Origin of the sequence: Neokomagataea anthophila, assembly GCF_018122595.1 — a bacterium.
GTDB lineage: Bacteria > Pseudomonadota > Alphaproteobacteria > Acetobacterales > Acetobacteraceae > Gluconobacter > Gluconobacter anthophilus.
In genome coordinates, this window is sequence record NZ_JAGRQH010000003.1 from 159,945 (window position 1) to 179,135 (window position 19,191).

Below are 19,191 nucleotides of genomic sequence, written 5' to 3' on the forward strand. Positions count from 1 at the left end.
TCAAACAGGCCGCAAGGGCGTTCTGACACTGGGTTGTAGGATGGTCAGGAGCGCAATCCTAGTGCAACATTTAGTGAGGCTTTGGGAGTGAATGTGTGTTGGGGTAGATCAAAATATCATAACGCCCAATTTTGTATGTCTCGGATGGTTCACCAAAACTATGCAAAATATCGGTTTTTGAGAAGGTCTCTTCAGGTTGAGGCAAAAGAACAAAGAAGCGTTTTTTGGTTAATGTGTTCCAGTCAAAGCTCGGTTGGATATGAAAGAAAGGATGAATATTGCCTTGTGCGTCATGCATACCGGGCATAACCTGAATACGTTGCAAAGAAGCCGCTTGGATATTCAAAGAACTCCACCATGATCCAATGCCGATAGAAAGATCATGTTGATCGAGGAAGTGATAGAGCGCTCCGTCTTCTGCAGATAAAATGCCTGTGGAATGGTGCGGGAGATCATGTTTATCCGCCTGAATGGTCGTGTAGAGTACCAGTAAAGCGAGGCTGATAGCGTATCGGTGCCGTGCCCAGTGGAGTGCTATAAGGCATGAAAGAGCAGCCCATGCGGGGAATAGGTAACGCGCTGTAGCGATGGGGTTTCCATCAAGTTCGATGCGGTTGCTGAATGCTAGAGCGCAGAGGTTTAAGCCGGTGAAAAGGGTTAAAAGCAGTGTGAAATTGGCTGTACGAGTATGCCACCATGTACGTGTTGTATAGCCAAGGGCAATGATGCCTAAAAGAACAAGTCCGATCCGCAGAATTTCTGGTAATGAGGCGTTGATCAGGCGTCCGGATGGGTCTGCACCGAAGACCAAAAGTAGGTCATGTACGGTGGTGCCGATATTATGTCCTAACTGTTCCCATGTGCTGAAACGACTTTCCATCGCTTCTGTTTGAAAGCCACCTTGTGCAGTGTTGAGAGCCACAAGCCCTTTGCCGCCTATTGCGGCGATAATGGTGCCGATAATGACACGTAGTCTTTGTTTATGGGGTGTTTGAGCGCATAATAGAGTGCAGCCTAAGATCGCCCCTGTTGCGGTGTAATCCATTAAGGGATCACCAATCGTGCCCAGAAGAATCATCAGGGCACAGAGGTATAATGGGTGTTTTTTTTGCGTTTTTAGGGCGTAATCTGCCCAGTGCAAGGCCCATAGACCATAGATGACGGTGCCGACATGAATGGCGGAAAGCGTGATAAAATACGCCATAGGCGAACGCATGAGCGGAAATGCGAGGCAAGGGAGTAGCAGTATCGCAGCGCCAAGTCGTTGACCCAATGTGGAGAGGCGCTTGAGGGTTATATAAAACGCCGAGAGGACCAGTCCAGTCCAGAGGATTGCGGGCTGTAGCATCATGAGCACCGGGCTTTGCTCAGGATGTCCTAAAAGATGCCACACCCCAGCGAGTAAGGCGGATAATGCGATATCGGAAGTCCAGAAGTCTGGTGGGGTGAGCATCCAGCCATGCAAACGCCAATTGCCGTGTAGAACGGCGAGGCCCGCTTCAAAATATCCAGCTTGATCCGATGTTTTGGGCCATAAGCTACTGATATGCAGTGCGAGGGCGAGATACAGTAACGCGAGGACAAAGCAGAGAGCTGTAATGAGTGTTTTTATACGCGATGTCATGCGGAGCGTGTTTCCGTATTGTGGAGTGCCTGTGTCAGCCATTCAATCGGGTGCAGAGGGCGGGTGCCTGTATAACGCTTCGTCTGGCAACGGCAGGAATATCCTGTAGCAAGAACAGGTTTTTCCATATGTTGTGCCCAGTTTTGGTGAAAGATTTTGTGAGAGAGGGCTGCGTTTTCGGCTTCATGACCAAAGAGGCCCGCCATCCCACAGCACCCTGCTTTGCCTGCCGTAGCAGACAGTCCGAAGAACGCTAGAACAAAGCTCCAATCCGCAGCGCTTTGTGGACGAGCTCCTTGCTCTGTGCAGTGCGGAAGGATGGTGGCGCTCTCTTGCGGGAAGGTTGTTTGAGGCGTGATATCTTTGTTCTCAATGGCGTTGCGTAAAAACGCTTCCAGTGGAATGACCTCTGGAATTGGGGCAATATTTTTCAGATGCGTGTACTCTTGTGTGAACATTAGGCCTGTAGCAGCATCCACTGAAATGATTGGTGTACCGGCTTGGCTGAGTCGGTGAAGGCTGGTTACTGCGCGCTCTGCTGTTTTGGTAAAGCCATGCGTAAAGCCGCGTACGTGGCGTGCTTTTCCATTGTTTAGGACCGGTGAGAGGCGCACGTCAAAGCCGAGGGTGGAAAGTGTAGAATACGCGGCTTCTAAAACGCTGCCATCAAAGCTTCCGGTGAAGGAATCTTGTAGGATGATCACGGCCCGTGGATTGGCTGCGGCTTTTTTGAGCCAATGCGTTGTGACACGTTTATAACGAAAGCGTCGGGTTGGCCTGAGAGAGGGTAGATCAACGAGGCCTATTTTTTTAATAAGTGTTTTAGAAACAATATTTTGCAGGCCTATATTGGCAAGCGGTGCCGCTATGCGTGCAAGTTGAAGTAAAGGTTCTAGCGCATAGATTACGTGGTCGCGGAGTGTACGGGCATGTGCGGCATAATAAGCATGCAAAAAGCGCGAGCGCATCGAAGGAATGTCCACTTTAATAGGGCATTGTGTGGCGCAGGCTTTGCAGGACAGGCACGTATCAAGAGCTGATTTTACCTCTTCCGTGAGGCGCGGCAGTAAAACACGATCTGGTGCATGATCGGGTAGTGAACGTAAGCGGGCCCAACTGCGTAGCAACGTGGCTCGCCCTTTGGGGGATTGTAGTTTGTCCCCCGTCGCTTTGTAGGACGGACACATGGCTTGGTCTGGCTCTTGGTTAAAGCATGCTCCGTTTCCATTACAACTGACGGCCGCACCGTAACGGCGACGAGCAGCGGGCGTCAGGTCAGCATCAAAGGTACCTTTGAAGGGCACGGCATCGATACGCTCTACGGGATATTTTTCGCCAGAACGGGCAAGTTTCCCTCGGTTAAAAAGACCTTCAGGATCAAAGGCTTGTTTGATGTCGCATAAGGCATTGTAGAGTGTTTCACCGAAGTAGAGCGGTGAAAATTCTCCGCGATAGCCACGGCCGTGCTCGCCCCAGATCAGGCCCCCATAACGGTGCGTTAGAGCGACGACATCATCGGAAATATGCCGAATGAGCTTGCGGTCACGTTCGCTCGTCATGTCCATATAGGGGCGGACATGGAGGCAGCCGACATCCGCATGGCCAAACATGCCGTAGACTAGGCCGTGTCGGTCTAAAATTTCACGGAACTCAGAGACGAATGCGGGCAGGTTTTCTGGAGGAACGGCTGTATCTTCTACAAATGCAATACCTTGTTTGTGGCCTTCTGGTCGTCCCAGAAGACCAACAGATTTTTCGCGCAATGTCCATAATTGGCCAATAATAGTTGGGTCAGAAACTGTTTTAAAATCAATGATATCGTCGTGTGACTTCTCAAGGAGAGAGAGTACTTTTAGGCGCTGATTTTCGAGCGTTTCAGCATCGTCACCAACAAATTCAACAAAACTCATCCCTTTGACCGGTCGTCCTGCCTGTGTGCCGAGAACGGCCTCTAAGGTAGACCATATGACGTCTTGGGACGCACGTGCGAGAACCTTATCGTCCAGCACTTCGATGGCAGCGGGTTCGGCGTCTAAAAGTGTTTGAACATTTTGCAGGGCATCTTGAAAATGGCCATAGCGAATGACCAATAAGGTGCGAAGCTTAGGGAGGCGTTTAACGCGAAGGGTGGCTTTTTTTGTGAGGGCTAAAGTGCCTTCAGATCCCGCCAATAAGCGGATCAGGTTTAAGCCGCCCTGCCCGTCTGTAAGCTGTGTTAGATTATATCCTGTTAAGCCACGGTTCATATCCGGGAAGATACGCTGGATTTCAGCAGCATGTTCTGTGACAACGTGTTGCACCGTACGGTATGCAGCCCCAGCGCGATTTGTCTTAGTCGATAAGGTTTTGACGTCTTGTGGTGACTGGGCGCTGATGGTGAGGTCTGAACCATCAGAGAGTGTGACATCGAGAGATTGGATATAATCTGATGTGCGCCCGTAAATGCGGGAGCCTTTACCTGAGGCATCTGTAGCAATCATGCCGCCGAGCGTGGCGCGTGTCGCTGTAGAGACTGTGGGAGGGAAGAAGAAGCCGTGTGGCCGCAAAAAAGCGTTGAGCCGCGCTAAGATGACACCGGGTTCAACAGTGACAGTTTCGGTTTGCGCGTCAAAATGAATAATGGATGTGAGGTGCCGCGCAACATCGACCACGACCCCGGGCGTTAAAGATTGGCCATTTGTACCCGTGCCGCCCCCACGAATAGTCAGGGTCAGGTCAACCCCGTGAGCGGCTTTAACGGCCCGGTTAAGGTCATCTGTTGTCTTGGGGTAGATAACAGCCAGAGGCAGTCTTTGATAAATGCTGTTATCGGTTGAACCGACTAAGCGGGCGGCAATGCTGTCTGTAATCTCACCGGTAAACCCCTGCGCTTCGAGGGCAGATTTATACGCGTTCCAGCGGTTTAAATCGTCAGAGGCAAGTGTGAGCCGGCTGGTATTGTTTGAGAGATAGGACGCATCACCCATCGTAGTTCCCCCGAGGCGGATCGTTGAAACCCGCCCAGGTGGTGTACGGTCGGGTTTCAATCTTAATTATTCGACCGTAACAGACTTGGCTAGGTTGCGCGGTTGATCGACATCTGTGCCTTTAAGTAGCGCGACTTCATACGCCAACATTTGCACAGGGATAGCATAAAGAATGGGGATTACGAACGGATCAACATCAGGGAGGATAACAATATGTTCTGCTATGCCTTCAAGTTGTTGTGCCCCCTTTTTATCCGTGAACGCTAAGACACGTGCGCCACGGGCTTTTGCTTCTTGAAGGTTTGAAGCTGTTTTGTCGAACAAGATACCCGATGGTGCAATAGCGACGACGGGGACCGTACGATCAATCAAGCTAATCGGGCCATGCTTAAGTTCACCAGCTGGGTACGCCTCAGCATGGATGTAGCTGATTTCCTTTAATTTTAACGCCCCTTCATGTGCGATAGGCGTACAAATGCCGCGCCCCAAATACAGAACATCTCGTGCTTCAGCGACGATACGTGCCATATCTCGGATGGCATCTCCCCGTGTGAGAGCCTCTGCTGCACGTGAAGGAAGGTCGAGCAGGCTAGAGGTTAAGCTCTCTTCGCGTTTGGCATCAATCACGCCTCTGGCGCGTGCGAATTCAATAGAAAGAGCTGCAAGAACAGAGAGTTGTGCAGTAAATGCTTTAGTGGATGCGACGGAGATTTCTGGTCCTGCTACCATGCCGAGGACAAGGTCACTTTCACGTCCCATGGTGGAATGTTCGACATTCAACACGGAAACGATCTTTTGTCCGGCATCTTTCAGGCGGCGTAGGACACCTAAAGTATCGGCTGTTTCGCCAGATTGGGAGATGAAAAGCGCAACACCATCTTCAGCCAAAGGTAAATCGCGGTAACGCAGCTCAGATGCTACATCAATATCCACGGGTAAGCGGGCTAAAGATTCCAGCCAATAACGCCCGACCATACCGGCATAAAAGGCAGAGCCGCAGGCTGAGATGGTGAGGCGTGGAACGTGCGCTGGATCGAATGGTAAGGATGGTAGAGCAATAGTTTTGGCAGCGGGATCTGTGACACGCTGCAATGTCTGCCCGATCGCCACGGGATGCTCGTGTAGTTCTTTCTCCATATAATGACGGTAGCCGTCTTTACCGACTTGCCCTGCCATGAAGGCCACGTTGTGCACGGGGCGCGTGATCACATCGCCTTCAGCATTATACAGTGTCACATCATCGGGGGTGAGAACGCACCAGTCTCCATCTTCGAGGTAGCTAATACGGCTGGCGAGTGGTGCTAGAGCCAGACTATCGGAGCCAAGGAAGGTTTCACCATCGCCATAGCCGACGCCTAAAGGAGCACCGTGTTTGGCACCAATGAGCAGGCCATCATGATCTTTAAAAATCATGGCGAGCGCATAAGCACCTTCTAGCCGCTTGAGGGTCGCAAAAGCGGCATCACGAGGGGCTAAACCATTTTGCAGATAATGATCGACCAGATGCACAACGGTTTCGGTGTCTGTGTCGGATAAAAAGACGCGCCCTTCGGCCTCAAGTTCGGCTTTGAGTTCGGCAAAGTTCTCAATAATGCCGTTATGTACGACAGCCACGCGGTCCGTTGCGTGTGGGTGTGCATTATTGGTGGTCGGAGCGCCGTGGGTCGCCCAACGCGTGTGGCCAATGCCGGTAATGCCTTGTAGTGGCGTTTCCTCAAGCACTGTTCCCAGATTGTCGAGCTTTCCGGCCGCACGGCGGCGGTCAATCAGGCCGTCATCATTGAGTACGGCAATGCCTGCTGAGTCGTAACCACGATACTCAAGACGGCGGAGTGCTTCAAAAACGATTGGAGTAGCTGGCTTATGCCCGACAACACCGCAGATACCGCACATCAGCCCTGCTCCTTCTTTTTACGTAAAGCGGCCATGGTTTCGCGGCCGCGTTCTGGTTTTTCGGACTGGCGTGCACGGCCGAAAGCCATAGCGCCAGAGGTCACGTCATCTGTAATGACACTGCCGGCGGCAATAAGCGCTTCGTCACCGATGGAAACGGGAGCAACGAGAATGGCATTTGAACCAATAAAACCGCGTGCACCAATGGTTGTACGATGTTTGAAAACGCCATCATAATTGCAGGTAATCGTCCCTGCCCCGATATTTGTCGCGTTTCCGATGCTGGCATCACCCAGATAGGTCAAGTGATTGGCTTTAGCGCCAGCGCCAAGCGTTACGTTTTTCAGCTCAACAAAGTTGCCAACATGGCTGCCTGCTTCGCAGAGTGTGCCGGGGCGTAGGCGTGCATAGGGACCGATGGTTGCGCTGTCTTCGACCGTACAACTTTCAAGATGCGAGAACGCCCGGATCACAACATTCGAGCGGATTGTAACACTGGGGCCGAAAAAGACGTTTGGCTCAATAACGACATCGGATTCAATGACGGTGTCAGCACTGAAAAAGACCGTTTCCGGGGCGACGAGTGTGACGCCATTTGCCATGGCCTCTGCACGCAGGCGTTGCTGCACGCTGTGCTCGACGCGTGCGAGTTCTGCGCGGGAATTAACGCCCGCGAGTTCGGCTTCATCTGCGACAACGCAGCTGACAGTACCTTCGGCAGCCGCAAGCGCTACAACATCGGTGAGGTAATACTCATTCTGGGCATTGTTGTTGTTAATACGCCCCAGCCAACGCCGCAGGTCTGTTGCGGAGGCACAGAAAGCGCCGGCATTGCACAGGCCAATGCTGCGTTCTTCGTCTGTTGCATCTTTATATTCGACAATGCGTTGAACAGAGCCATTCTCTTCGATCACACGACCATAACGTGCGGGGTCGGTTGGGCGCATGCCCAGCATGGCGAGTGCTGCGCCACCATCTTGGCGTGCTTTAAAGAGGCGGTGTAGTGTAGTGCTGGAGATTAACGGATTATCGGCATTGAGGATAATGACATCCCCATCACCGAATAAAGGTTCCGCTACTTGTGCGGCATGGCCTGTACCCAGACGCTCGGTCTGCGTGACGGTTGCGTGGGGATGAACGGCTTTTTCAAGCGCGGGCATATCAGGGCCAACGACGACGACAACATGATCTGCAACCTGCTGTACGGTATCAATCAAATGATTGATCATCGGACGGTTCGCAAGGCGGTGAAGTGCCTTCGGAAGGCGTGACTTCATCCGTGTTCCGAGACCCGCAGCGAGAATGATGGCTGTCAGGGGGCGTGTTTGGGAGGGGGGCGTGCTGCTCATGTTCTCATCCGGGTATCCAACCTCTTGCCTGACGTCAATTTCTTGAACGTCATTTGGCTATCACTTCAGGTTGCCGATTGTTGCATGGTGTTGAAGGGTGCGAGGGTCTTAGTGCGTGATGGGTGTCTGTAGAACGAGACTGATATGGCCAAGTTTCGGGTGCTCAAACTCAACACGCACTGGCAGGAGGCCAAATCCTTGGACATTTTTGAACCAAACAGCCCCAGGTTGGGGGGATGCCATTTTGGCGCGGTTGGGTGAATCTTTAATAAAACCAGCGACTTGCTGACCAACAAAGTCACATCGCAAGGCTGCACCCGTCTCCAACTGATCATGGTCTGTAGGGACGTTATCGGCCACAGGTCCGTGGACAGTAATATGCGTCAGACGTGCACCATCAAAGACATTGGCTGAACCGTTGCATTGTCCTGTATTACGCATCGTTTGGAGTAAACGAACCATACCGCTGAACGTATCAATGGTTCCTGGCAGTGTGCTGCTTGGTACGGGGTCACGGTCAGTTTCAGGAGGTGTATGTACTGTGACTGTGGGCGTGTTGTTTTGATAGTCCAGATGGACGTGACGCTGAGCGCCGCGTGAGAGGCCTGCACTATCATAGAGAATAGGTGCAACAGTATTGCCCGGCCCGAAATGCCCTTCCATCCGGGCGGTCACATCCATACGTACAAACCACCCAATCATACCGATTGAGCGAATATGTGCGTTGCCACCATAGCCCCAAGGCTGGGTGGCAAAAGAAACATCTGCATTTAAGGCATGCAGGTCGTGAACATAAGCGGCAAAGCTTTCATGCGCAGAAACCGGCCCAGAAATAGGAGTGGAATCTTGCGCCCAGACTGTGCTGGTGAATGCTGAAAGTGAGACCGCAGCTGCGATCACATGCCGCCATGTTCGATTAGACATCAAGATTTGCAACCTTCAGAGCATTTCCGACGATGAAGTCTCTACGCGGTTCTACCACATCGCCCATCAGGGTGGAGAAAACCTGCCCCGCTTCTTCAACGTCACCGATCTTCACTTGCAGCAAGGTGCGGGTCGCTGGGTCAAGTGTGGTGTGCCACAATTGCTCGTCATTCATTTCACCCAAGCCTTTGAAGCGGTTAATGGCTAGTCCCTTCCGGCCTTGGGTCAGGATGCGCTCCATAATAGCGGCTGGGCCAAAGAGTTCATGCGCGTGTGGGTCGAGTGTCAGGGTGACCGGGCCACTGAAGTCGCGCGCTAAGCGTGGACCTTCGGCCGTGAGCCAGCGTGCCTCTGCGGAGCGTAGAATGGCGCTGTCCAAACGGTAGATTTCGTTGATACCGCGGATAGAGCGGGCACATTCAATGCCGTTTTCAGAGGCAGAGACTTTCCAGCCCCGTTCGTTTTCTGGGGATGCGTTGTCCAAGCGTTGTTGGAAATCCGCAATGTGTTCGGCAGATGCGCTGATATTGGCATCCAGAACGCGAGCAATGGCGGCCTGCTCCAAAATCCAGACGGGAATTTTGGTGGCAATACGATTGAGATTACGTGCTGCATGATTGAAGAAGGCGACTTCATCTTGCAGCGCCTCACCTGTGAAATGACGGTCATCGGCAAAGCGCAGGGAAGCATTGGCCAGGGCTTTATCCAGAAGATACTGCTCCAGAGCGGCATCGTCCTTGAGGTAGCGTTCTTCTTGGCCGCGCTTCGCACGATAGAGTGGAGGCTGCGCGATGTAGAGATAGCCGTTTTCGATGAGTTCCGGCATTTGGCGGAAGAAGAAGGTTAGCAGAAGTGTACGGATATGTGAGCCGTCCACGTCAGCGTCAGTCATGATGACAATCTTGTGGTAGCGTAGCTTCTCGGCAGAGAAACCGCCTTGATCGACTTCCCCACGACCAATGCCGGTGCCAAGTGCCGTGATAAGCGTCCCGATTTCAGCGGAACCCAACATACGGTCAAAGCGTGCGCGTTCGACGTTCAGGATTTTACCACGTAAAGGCAAGATGGCCTGGAAACGACGGTCACGGCCCTGCTTTGCAGTACCGCCTGCGGAGTCACCCTCAACGATAAAGATTTCAGCTTTAGACGCATCGCGTTCCTGGCAGTCTGCGAGTTTGCCCGGTAGAGAAGAAACATCCAGCACGCCTTTGCGCCGTGTTAATTCACGGGCGCGGCGTGCCGCTTCACGGGCGGAGGCTGCATCAAGAATTTTGCTGACGATTGCCTTGGCTTCTTTGGGGTGCGTCTCAAACCAATGTGCGATTGCATCTGCGGCGGCAGCTTGCACAACGGGTTGTACCTCAGAGGAAACCAGCTTGTCTTTTGTTTGTGATGAGAATTTGGGGTCAGGCACTTTCACGGACAGAACGGCCGTCATGCCTTCGCGCATGTCCTCACCCGTGAGCGAGCCTGCTTCTTTCTTGGAATGTGCTTCAACATATTTACCAACAACACGGGTCAACGCCTGGCGGAAACCTGCCAAATGTGTGCCGCCATCCCGCTGGGGAATGTTGTTGGTAAAGCACAGCATTGTCTCGTGGTAGGTATCGTTCCAGCTGAGAGCAAACTCAACACGAATGCCGCTTTCGGCATTGTCTGCGTCCCCGGTGATCGGTGGAGTGACAATGGATGTTTTGGAAGAGTCGAGCCATTCTGCGAAAGCGCTGAGGCCACCTTCGTAGAAGAAACGTGTTTCGGTCGTCTCGCTATGGCGTTCATCGCGCAGGATGATTTCCATGCCAGAATTCAGGAAGGCAAGTTCGCGGACGCGCCGTTCGAGAATGCTGAAATCAAAGTCTACTTTTGTGAAGGTACCGCGGCTTGGTTTGAAGGTCACCAACGTGCCGCGAGGTTCATCTGACGGGCCAATGATCCGCAGCGCTTCATCACGCTCACCATGTTGGAAGCGGATGAAATGTTCTTGTCCATTACGCCAGATGCGCACTTCCATCCATTCGGACAGAGCGTTCACCACAGCGGCACCCACGCCGTGAAGGCCGCCGGATACTTTATACGAGTTCTGGTTAAACTTGCCACCGGCATGAAGTTTGGTCAGCACGACTTCTGCTGCGCTGACACCTTCTTCTGAGTGCATATCCGTTGGAATGCCACGGCCGTCATCACGGACGGAGATGGAACCATCGCCGTTGAGTGTCAGTGTGCAGCTTGTAGCGAAACCAGCTTGGGCTTCATCAACAGCGTTGTCGATGATTTCAAACACCATGTGGTGCAGGCCTGAGCCGTCATCCGTATCGCCAATATACATGCCGGGGCGTTTACGGACGGCGTCTAGCCCTTTGAGTACCGAGATTGATGAGGCACCGTAGTCGTCTTTCTCCGCGCCTGTGTTTTCCGGCTGGTTCTGGCTGTCTGACATGCGCGGGGTGGTCTCCGTAACTCACTGTAAATCTTGTGAGACAGTATAGCCGTTCCCCCCGATCTAGGCCAGAGCATCCGTGTCAGCTGGGGAGAACTAGGCCGTCTTTCACGGATAAAAATGCAGCATGATCATGAAGGGGGCCGAAAGAATGATGGTCTGTGCCGGTCATAAGGACCAGTGACTGGCGGTGTTTTAGGGTTTCTAACAATGCATTGCGGCGTATTTCGTCTAAATGGACTAAGGGTTCATCAAGTAATAAGGCCGGGGCTTGGCCGCGTAGGCTGGCGATAAGATCGGCATGCGCCAGAATAATGCCTGTGAGCAGTGCGCGTTGTTGACCGCTGCTAGAGAGGTGAGCGGGTCGTGCTGTGGCTTTGTCGGAAAGTAATAAATCGGCACGATGTGCGCCATGTGAGGTTAAGCGTTGCTCACGGTCTGTTATGCGAGATGCTTTAAGCTGTGCGCGCAGTGTTTCCTCGACCTTTAAGGCTGGGGCTATTTTGAGGTGTTGAGCAATACGGCAATCAAGGCCGAGGTAGCATTCTGGGAAGGCTGTATGAGAATTGCTTTGGGCATTCATATGCTCAATGAGGGCTAAACGGGACGCTGTTGCGGCTGTTGCATGTCTGGCGATGGAATCTTCAATCGCGTTGAGCCAGAGATCTGCGTGTGGTTGCTCTTGCAGGACGCGATTGCGGCTGGAGACAGAGCGATCATGTGCGGTGATTTCGCGGGCATGATCAGGTGTCAGGGCAATGACCAAACGATCAAGAAAACGTCGCCGGCCGCTCGCTCCTTCTTGGAAAAGCCGATCCATTTGTGGAGTGAGCCATACGCAGCTGAAATACGGTGCGATAGCGGTTTGGGAGCGTACGGGGCGACCATCAATGTGGAAGTTGCGCCGCTGCTCGCTTTGTTTGGCGCCGGTGCCGATGCGGATTTGCTCGTTATGACTGCCGCTGAGTATTGCGGCGATACCCCACTCCTGAGCGTGTGTACGGCAGAGTTGTGGGAGCGGTGAGCCGCGTAATCCGCGGCCTGGTGACAGGAGCGATACAGCTTCCAGAAGATTGGTTTTCCCTGCCCCATTAGGGCCGGTGAAGACCGTAATGGGGTGAGATGGTGTCCAGTTTGCGCGTGTGTAGTTGCGAAAATCTGTCAGCGTGAGGCGTAGTAATTCCAATGCAGGTTTTTACACCCGCATCGGCATCAGAACGTAGAGCGCTGCTGGGAAGCCTGTGTCCCGTACCAAGGTTGGGGCAGAGCTATCCGCAAATGCGAATTCAACTTCAACGTCAATTTGATCTGTAATATCGGTCAAGTAACGTGCTTGGAAGCCGATCTCAATGGGTGGCGCGTCGTAGGTGACGGTGTTCTCATCCAACTCTTCCTGAGCCACGCCTTGATCAGGGCTGATGGCTGAGAGTGTCAGCAAGTTGGTGGTGAGAGAGATTTTGATAGGGCGTGAGCGCTCAGTGCTGATGGCGGCAACGCGTGCGACAGAAGCTGCAAAATCTTTCTTGCCGACGCGGAGCAGACGGTCATTCCCTTTCGGGATAACGCGCTCATATTCTGGGAAGGTGCCGTCGATCAGCTTGGATGTCAGTAGAACAGGCCCCGCCCCGAACTGAATGCGCGTGTCAGACAGGGAGATTTCAATATCGGCAGCGCCTTCATCCAGCAACTTACGCAGCTCATTGATGGTTTTGCGCGGGATAATAACGCCCGGCATGGATTGCGCACCTTCAGGAACATCGGCTTCCACGCGTGCAAGGCGGTGCCCATCTGTAGCAACGGCGCGTAATGTGGCTGTGGGGCCTGTACCAGCGACGTGGACGTAGATACCGTTCAGGTAGTAGCGCGTTTCTTCTGTGGAGATCGCAAATTTTGTGCGGTCAATCAGGCCTTTAAGCGTTGCCGCAGGGATGACAAAGCGGTGCGGCAGATCACCTGCAACCATAGCTGGGAAGTCATCAACGGGCAGAACGTTCAAGCTCGTTGCAAAGCGGCCAGCGCGCAGCCCCAGCGGAGCATCACTTTCGGGGTGGCTGAACTCGATGGCTACACCGTCTGGCAGTTTACGGACGATTTCGAACAGCACTGATGCCGGTACGGTAGTGGAGCCGGGTGTTGGCCCTTCTGCGGCGACTTCTTCAACGACCGCAATTTCCATATCGGTTGCTGTCAGGCGCAGCGTCCCATCGGCAAAACTCAGAAGAACGTTTGCCAAAATGGGAATGGTATTCCGCTTTTCTGCAACGCCATGAATATGAGCGAGAGCACGTTGCAAGAGAGTGCGGTCAACCGTGAATTTCATTGTCTTTTTCCAGTGGATCAGCGGAAGGTCCAGAATGCCTTCTGTCTAGCAGAACGGCTAGCGCTGGGAAAGAGAGGCCGGGCTGGAATTGCCCGGCTCTATAAGTGCTTAGCCTTCAAGCATACGGCGCAGAAGTTCAACATCTTCTGCGAATGAAGGGTCTTGTTCCATTAATTCAGCAACACGATTGACGGCGTGCATGACGGTCGTATGGTCGCGATTACCAAATTTACGGCCAATTTCAGGCAATGAACGGCTGGTGAGTTGTTTGGCTAAGAACATGGCCACCTGACGTGGTCGTGCAACGGCGCGTGCGCGGCGTGCGGAGGACATGTCCGTTAGGCGGATATTCCAGTGTTCAGCAACCTTGCGTTGGATTTCTTCAATCGTGACGCGGCGGTCATGCGCTTTCAGCATGTCCTTGAGGACATCCTGAGTGCTGTCGAGCGTGACTGGACGCCCAACCAAGTCGGCGTGTGCGATAAGGCGGTTTAAGGCCCCTTCGAGTTCGCGGACGTTGGTTGTGATTTTGTGCGCTAGATATTCCAAAACCTTGGCCGGTACTGTGGTGCCGGAGGCTTTGGCTTTGGCTTCCAAAATCGAAATGCGCAGCTCAAATGTGGTGGCGTGAATATCGGCCACCATACCGCAGCCGAGGCGGGTTCTTAGGCGATCTTCTAAGCCAGACAGATCAGACGGGCTTTTGTCCGCGCTGACAATGATCTGCCGACCTGCATCAACCAAGGCATTGAACGTATGGAAGAATTCTTCCTGCGTGTTGTCTTTGCCAATGAGGAACTGAAGATCATCAATCATGAGGACATCCACAGAGCGCAACTGCTCTTTGAATTCCATTGTCGATTGTGAACGGATCGCCGCGATGAAGCGGTACATAAACTTCTCAGCTGACATATAGGCCACTGAGACATTGCCGGTTTTGGTAAGCTCAGAGCCGATGGCATGCATGAGATGTGTTTTACCGAGGCCAACGCCACCATACAGGAATAATGGGTTAAACCCGGGGCTGGATGGTTTTTCGGCCACACGGCGTGCACAGGCGTAAGCAAACTCATTTGGCTTACCAACGACAAAACTATCGAAGGTAAAACGAGCATCTAATGGAGCAGCAAGATCGCTACGGACTTCTGGTGGAACGTCAGAGGTGCCCTGCTCTCCTGCTGGTGCAGCGCTATCGGTGCTGGGAGTAGGTTGTGCGTCAGAGGTGCTCTCAGCCATGCCGCGGCGTACGAGAAGCTCAATGTGCTGCACCTTTGGATATTCTGTGCGCCACAGAGACTTCAAGCGCTCTTCGTATTGGCTGCGAACCCAGTCACGCAAAAAGCGTGAGGGGAGAAAAAGGGTAAGTTCGTCGTCTTCAAGTGGTCCGAGAACGATTTGGCGTAGCCATGTGCCGTATTCGACCTCACCGACTTCACTCTTCAGTTTGTCGCGGACAATGTGCCAAGCGGCTTCAAGAGCGTGGTCGAAGGAGGCATTGGCGTCCAGATATTGTGCGTTTTCCACCATGATCCCTCCTTTCATTCTATGACCGTAGTTTTAAGACGGCGTCGTGCAGTGCTCAACGCCTGTGGCGTAGGAGCAGGAATTTATAACTGTGTTATGCGGGGCGCTTTTTAATACGGAGTGTGGCCTAGTGTTGTTGGGTCACGATATTCCGTGCGCTGATCTACTGATTCGTATCCCTTCAGGGTATGCCTGATGATGGAGCGAAGCAAGCATGAAGAGCGGGTTCAATACGCTATTCTGATAATGTGATCACAAGCCGCAAAAGCTAAAAAATTCCAAAAAAAGAACGCGCCCCCATACAGGGACGCGTCTTCCACATCAGGTCCTGCCTGAAAGCTTAGGCTGTTGCCAGAGCCTTGATGCGTGCTGACAAGCGGGAGAGCTTGCGGCTGATGGTGTTCTTAGCCACTACGCCCTTGCCTGCTGCACGCTGCATTTCTGGCTGTGCTGCGCGGAATGCTTCTGCAGCTGCGGTTTTGTCGCCGCTCAGGATTGCGCTTTCGACTTTCTTAACGAAGGTACGCATACGGGAAACGCGAGCAACGTTACGAACGCGGCGCTTTTCGTTTTGACGGATGCGCTTACGGGCTGAAGCTGTATTTGCCATGGATCTTTCGGTTTCGGTTCTAAGGTGTCTCAGAAAATGATTGGCGGGGTCTACTCCGCCTAGCGAGATACGTCAAGTATTTTACACAGATTGCTGTGGATAAGCTGGTTATTTTTGACAGGATGGGCAGTAGAAGGTGGATCGCCCCGACTGAACGAGCCGCGCTATGGGTGTTGTGCTACAACTGCGACATGGCTCATTTTCACGGCCATAGACGTGGTGCAGGTCTTGATATCCGCCACGTGTTCCGTCGGCTTGAACATAATCCCGCAAAGAAGAGCCGCCGGATGCAATAGCCGCATCTAAAATTATACGAATGTTATGTGCGAGTGATTCGGCTTCTGTCTCTGTAAGGCTGCCCGCTGTACGAGTGGGGTGGATTCGAGATTGGAAGAGTGCTTCGCAGACATAAATATTTCCCAAGCCCGCAATAAAGCGCTGATCAAGGAGCGCTGTTTTGATGGGGGTGCGTTTTTTGAGAAAAACGTCTTGGAGATACCGTCCGGTTAGAGCGTCTGAGAGAGGTTCTATGCCCAGTTTATGCAGGAGCATGTGCTGCTCTTCATCTGCTGTTGGGACAAGGTCAATAGCGCCGAAACGTCGTGGGTCCACGAATCCGATACGAGTGCCGCCATCACTTTCAATGACAACATGTTCATGGCGCGGTGGTGCTGTATTTTGTCCCCTCACCCCAATAAGCATGCGGCCTGACATGCCAAGGTGAAATAAAACGCTCCAATTATTTTCGAGGCGCATGAGAATATATTTCGCGCGTCGATGAAACGAAATGACCGTTTGATGGAGCATTTCTTGCTGAAGATTGGCAGGAAACGGCCATCTAAGGTCGTGGCGATTGAGGGTAACCTGCGCGATGCGCTGCCCCTCTAGGGCGGTGCGCAAACCACGCATGACGGTTTCAACTTCGGGAAGCTCTGGCATGATGGCTCACAACGCTATATCGATTGCTTCATGACCGATAGAGCCCATGACGCTGCTGCGTTCACTTCTGCTGCTGATCCGAGCTTCGATCATGCGGAAGATACCACTGATTTTGGCTATCGTAGCGTGCCGCGCGCGCAGAAAAAGACGATGGTTCGTGAAGTGTTTGAAAGTGTTGCCGGTAAATATGATGTCATGAATGATGTCATGTCACTTGGTATTCACCGTGTTTGGAAACGTATTCTCATTAGCCAACTGAACCCACGTCCGGGTTTGAAGTTGTTGGATTTGGCTGGTGGTACGGGTGATATTACGTTTGGCTGGGCGCGTGCTGGCGGTGGCCCTGCTATTTTGTCTGACATTAATCCTGCCATGCTGGATGTGGGCCGTGATCGCGCCATCAAAGCGGGCCTGATTGGTCAAGTGGAATGCTGTGTTGTTGATGCGGAATCCATCCCCCTCCCCGACCGTTCCGTAGACCGCGTTACGATGGCATTCGGCTTGCGTAACTGTACGGATAAAAACGCCGTTCTGCGTGAGGTGCGTCGCGTATTGAAGCCGGGTGGCCGTTTCTTCTGCTTGGAGTTCTCACGTGTTGAGGTCGCCGCTTTGGCGCCGATTTATGACGCGTGGTCGTTCAAGGTTTTGCCCCGTATGGGCAAAGTGGTGGCCGGTGATGCCGAGAGCTATCAGTATCTGGCGGAAAGCATTCGCATGTTCCCAGATCAAGAGACGCTTGCGCAGATGATGCGTGACGCGGGGCTTGAGCAGGTCAAATATCAAAACCTTTCTGGTGGTATTGCCGCCATTCACTCAGGTTGGCGTCTGTAATGATGAAACGTGTACTGCTGATCGTTGGGGGGGGGATTGCCGCGTATAAGGCGCTGGATGTTATCCGCCTCTTGCGTGCGGAGGGCGTATCCGTCCGACCGGTTATGACCAGCAGTGCAAAAGAATTTGTTACACCATTGAGCTTAGAAGCGTTGGCGGGAGAGCGTGTGCATGATGTGCTCTTTGCGCCAACGCAGGAAAGTGAAATTGGGCATATTCGCCTTGCCCGTGATGCGGACGTGGTTTTGGTGTGTCCGGCTTCGGCGAATCTTATGGCGCGTATGGCGCATGGGTTGGCTGATGATTTGGCCACCACATTGCTACTGGCGACGACAGTACCGATTGTCGTGGCTCCTGCAATGAATGTACGCATGTGGGAGCATGCTGCAACGCAAGCAAATATCGCGCAGCTTATAGAGCGTGGCGTGCAGTTTGTCGGTCCAGATAACGGCAGCATGGCATGTGGCGAAGTGGGTATGGGGCGTTTGAGCGCGCCAGAGGCTATTTGTCGCGCTGTATTGGCCGTTATGAAACGAGATAACGCTTTGCAGGGAAAGCGTGTTTTGGTCACGGCAGGGCCAACACGGGAGCCTCTGGATCCGGTCCGTTTTTTATCGAACCATTCATCGGGTAAGCAAGGTTATGCCATTGCTGAGGCATTAGTTGCACGTGGTGCGGATGTTGTGTTGGTGAGTGGCCCTGTTTCCTTGCCAGCGCCGCGTGGTGTGACCCGTATATCGGTTGAAACGGCGGATGAGATGTTGAGTGCCTGTACTCACAATCTCTCGGTGGATGCGGCAATTTGTACGGCTGCGGTGAGTGATTGGCGAGCAAAAGCAGCGGCAGATCAAAAGATTAAGAAGACTGGTGCCCCGCCGGTCCTAGAACTTTCTGAAAATCCGGATATTTTGGCCAGTATATGCCGTCATGAGCAGCGCCCTGCTTTGGTCGTGGGCTTTGCCGCGGAGACAGAAACCGTCTTGCAGCACGCTACGGCAAAGCGTCTTCGTAAGGGGTGTGATTGGCTCGTGGCAAATGATGTTAGCACGGGCGTGTTCGGTGCGGACCATAACCGCGTGACGTTGTTGACTGCGCGTGGTGCCGCAGAATGGCCGCAAATGAGCAAGCGCGCCGTTGGTGAGCGTCTTGCGGAAGAGATTGTGCAGTTCTTCAACCTTCCATAGCGGTGCCACTTCAGGATAAAAGGTTGGATTATGACTTCAGAACCAATTGATGTTGCGATCACACGCCTCCCCCATGCGGAAGGCTTGCCGTTGCCCTCTTATGCCACGCAGGGTGCTGCGGGCTTTGACTTTTTAGCGGCCGTTCATGAGCCACTGACGATTGAACCGGGCGCACGTGTCCTCGTGCCTACGGGGCTTTGTATGGCGCTACCCGCTGGATATGAATTACAGATCCGCCCACGTTCTGGCTTGGCGTTAAAGCATGGCATTACGCTGCCGAACACACCGGGTACCATTGATGAAGACTACCGTGGTGAAGTGCGGGTAATCGTCATGAATGCTGGCGCGGAACCATTTGTTGTTGAACGCGGCATGCGGATCGCTCAAGGTGTTTTAGCGCCTGTTGTGCGGTTGCGTTGGCAAGCGGTTGAGACGCTGGACGAAACAACACGTGGCACGGGTGGTTTTGGCAGTACTGGTCAGTAATACGTAGGCCAAGAGCATAAGGTAATAACAAGGCAGAGTGATGGATCAACCCGTTGTCATGTTAACGGTGTATAAGAGGCCCTATCGGGTTGGTCATTGCCCTG

The 19,191-nt window shown here is 53.0% G+C and carries 14 protein-coding genes; 3 read left to right on the forward strand and 11 right to left on the reverse strand.

The annotated features are described in order from the left end of the window. Positions 1-70: 70 nt before the first annotated feature. The 11 genes from KB213_RS06000 to mutM form a co-directional block, all read right to left on the reverse strand. Positions 71-1,624, reverse strand: coding sequence for a hypothetical protein (locus KB213_RS06000; protein ID WP_211681248.1), 1,554 nt, complete (start codon positions 1,622-1,624; stop codon positions 71-73). Further along, positions 1,621-4,590 carry an FAD-binding and (Fe-S)-binding domain-containing protein gene (locus KB213_RS06005; protein WP_211681250.1) on the reverse strand — a complete coding sequence of 990 codons (2,970 nt, stop codon included), beginning with the start codon at positions 4,588-4,590 and terminating at the stop codon, positions 1,621-1,623. The genes KB213_RS06000 and KB213_RS06005 overlap by 4 nt, the downstream gene beginning before the upstream one ends. 66 nt (positions 4,591-4,656) lie before the next feature. Continuing rightward, complete coding sequence (glmS, locus tag KB213_RS06010; protein ID WP_211681252.1) at positions 4,657-6,483, reverse strand: glutamine--fructose-6-phosphate transaminase (isomerizing); 1,827 nt, start codon at positions 6,481-6,483, stop codon at positions 4,657-4,659. Further along, positions 6,483-7,832: a bifunctional UDP-N-acetylglucosamine diphosphorylase/glucosamine-1-phosphate N-acetyltransferase GlmU gene (glmU, locus tag KB213_RS06015; RefSeq protein ID WP_211681254.1), complete on the reverse strand. Its 1,350-nt coding sequence runs from the start codon at positions 7,830-7,832 to the stop codon at positions 6,483-6,485. Before glmU ends, glmS begins: the two co-directional genes overlap by 1 nt. A gap of 108 nt (positions 7,833-7,940) precedes the next feature. After that, positions 7,941-8,756 carry a DUF3108 domain-containing protein gene (locus KB213_RS06020; RefSeq protein ID WP_211681256.1) on the reverse strand — a complete coding sequence of 272 codons (816 nt, stop codon included), beginning with the start codon at positions 8,754-8,756 and terminating at the stop codon, positions 7,941-7,943. Beyond that, positions 8,749-11,193, reverse strand: a complete 2,445-nt coding sequence (gyrB, locus tag KB213_RS06025; protein ID WP_211681258.1) for a DNA topoisomerase (ATP-hydrolyzing) subunit B — start codon at positions 11,191-11,193, stop codon at positions 8,749-8,751. The genes KB213_RS06020 and gyrB overlap by 8 nt, the downstream gene beginning before the upstream one ends. 82 nt (positions 11,194-11,275) lie before the next feature. After that, positions 11,276-12,379, reverse strand: coding sequence for a DNA replication/repair protein RecF (gene recF / locus KB213_RS06030; protein WP_211681260.1), 1,104 nt, complete (start codon positions 12,377-12,379; stop codon positions 11,276-11,278). A gap of 9 nt (positions 12,380-12,388) precedes the next feature. Further along, positions 12,389-13,513, reverse strand: coding sequence for a DNA polymerase III subunit beta (dnaN, locus tag KB213_RS06035; protein WP_068172581.1), 1,125 nt, complete (start codon positions 13,511-13,513; stop codon positions 12,389-12,391). 108 nt (positions 13,514-13,621) lie between these two features. Continuing rightward, the gene (gene dnaA / locus KB213_RS06040; RefSeq protein ID WP_408903729.1) at positions 13,622-15,037 is read right to left on the reverse strand and encodes a chromosomal replication initiator protein DnaA; all 1,416 of its coding nucleotides are present in this window, start codon (positions 15,035-15,037) and stop codon (positions 13,622-13,624) included. A 340-nt stretch (positions 15,038-15,377) separates the two neighbouring features. Continuing rightward, positions 15,378-15,647 carry a 30S ribosomal protein S20 gene (gene rpsT / locus KB213_RS06045; protein ID WP_211681263.1) on the reverse strand — a complete coding sequence of 90 codons (270 nt, stop codon included), beginning with the start codon at positions 15,645-15,647 and terminating at the stop codon, positions 15,378-15,380. Positions 15,648-15,755: 108 nt separating this feature from the next. Then, the gene (mutM, locus tag KB213_RS06050) at positions 15,756-16,586 is read right to left on the reverse strand and encodes a bifunctional DNA-formamidopyrimidine glycosylase/DNA-(apurinic or apyrimidinic site) lyase (protein ID WP_211681266.1); all 831 of its coding nucleotides are present in this window, start codon (positions 16,584-16,586) and stop codon (positions 15,756-15,758) included. 30 nt (positions 16,587-16,616) lie between these two features. On the opposite strand from mutM, the gene KB213_RS06055 reads away from it, so the two are divergent. The 3 genes from KB213_RS06055 to dut are packed head-to-tail and all read left to right on the forward strand — an operon-like array spanning position 16,617 to position 19,087. Next, positions 16,617-17,417, forward strand: a complete 801-nt coding sequence (locus KB213_RS06055) for a class I SAM-dependent methyltransferase (RefSeq protein WP_211681268.1) — start codon at positions 16,617-16,619, stop codon at positions 17,415-17,417. Positions 17,418-17,419: 2 nt separating this feature from the next. Then, positions 17,420-18,601 (forward strand): bifunctional phosphopantothenoylcysteine decarboxylase/phosphopantothenate--cysteine ligase CoaBC, encoded by a 1,182-nt coding sequence (gene coaBC / locus KB213_RS06060; protein ID WP_211681679.1) that lies wholly within the window; start codon positions 17,420-17,422, stop codon positions 18,599-18,601. 30 nt (positions 18,602-18,631) lie between these two features. Next, positions 18,632-19,087, forward strand: coding sequence for a dUTP diphosphatase (gene dut / locus KB213_RS06065; RefSeq protein ID WP_211681270.1), 456 nt, complete (start codon positions 18,632-18,634; stop codon positions 19,085-19,087). Positions 19,088-19,191: the final 104 nt, after the last annotated feature.

What these genes read in the sequence shown, in the direction of transcription:
- KB213_RS06000 (WP_211681248.1), bottom strand. Translation starts at nt 1,624, where the DNA reads ATGACATCGCGTATAAAAACACTCATTACAGCTCTCTGCTTTGTCCTC.
- KB213_RS06005 (WP_211681250.1), bottom strand. Translation starts at nt 4,590, where the DNA reads ATGGGTGATGCGTCCTATCTCTCAAACAATACCAGCCGGCTCACACTT.
- glmS (WP_211681252.1), bottom strand. Translation starts at nt 6,483, where the DNA reads ATGTGCGGTATCTGCGGTGTTGTCGGGCATAAGCCAGCTACTCCAATC.
- glmU (WP_211681254.1), bottom strand. Translation starts at nt 7,832, where the DNA reads ATGAGCAGCACGCCCCCCTCCCAAACACGCCCCCTGACAGCCATCATT.
- KB213_RS06020 (WP_211681256.1), bottom strand. Translation starts at nt 8,756, where the DNA reads ATGTCTAATCGAACATGGCGGCATGTGATCGCAGCTGCGGTCTCACTT.
- gyrB (WP_211681258.1), bottom strand. Translation starts at nt 11,193, where the DNA reads ATGTCAGACAGCCAGAACCAGCCGGAAAACACAGGCGCGGAGAAAGAC.
- dnaN (WP_068172581.1), bottom strand. Translation starts at nt 13,513, where the DNA reads ATGAAATTCACGGTTGACCGCACTCTCTTGCAACGTGCTCTCGCTCAT.
- rpsT (WP_211681263.1), bottom strand. Translation starts at nt 15,647, where the DNA reads ATGGCAAATACAGCTTCAGCCCGTAAGCGCATCCGTCAAAACGAAAAG.
- mutM (WP_211681266.1), bottom strand. Translation starts at nt 16,586, where the DNA reads ATGCCAGAGCTTCCCGAAGTTGAAACCGTCATGCGTGGTTTGCGCACC.
- KB213_RS06055 (WP_211681268.1), top strand. Translation starts at nt 16,617, where the DNA reads ATGACCGATAGAGCCCATGACGCTGCTGCGTTCACTTCTGCTGCTGAT.
- coaBC (WP_211681679.1), top strand. Translation starts at nt 17,420, where the DNA reads ATGAAACGTGTACTGCTGATCGTTGGGGGGGGGATTGCCGCGTATAAG.
- dut (WP_211681270.1), top strand. Translation starts at nt 18,632, where the DNA reads ATGACTTCAGAACCAATTGATGTTGCGATCACACGCCTCCCCCATGCG.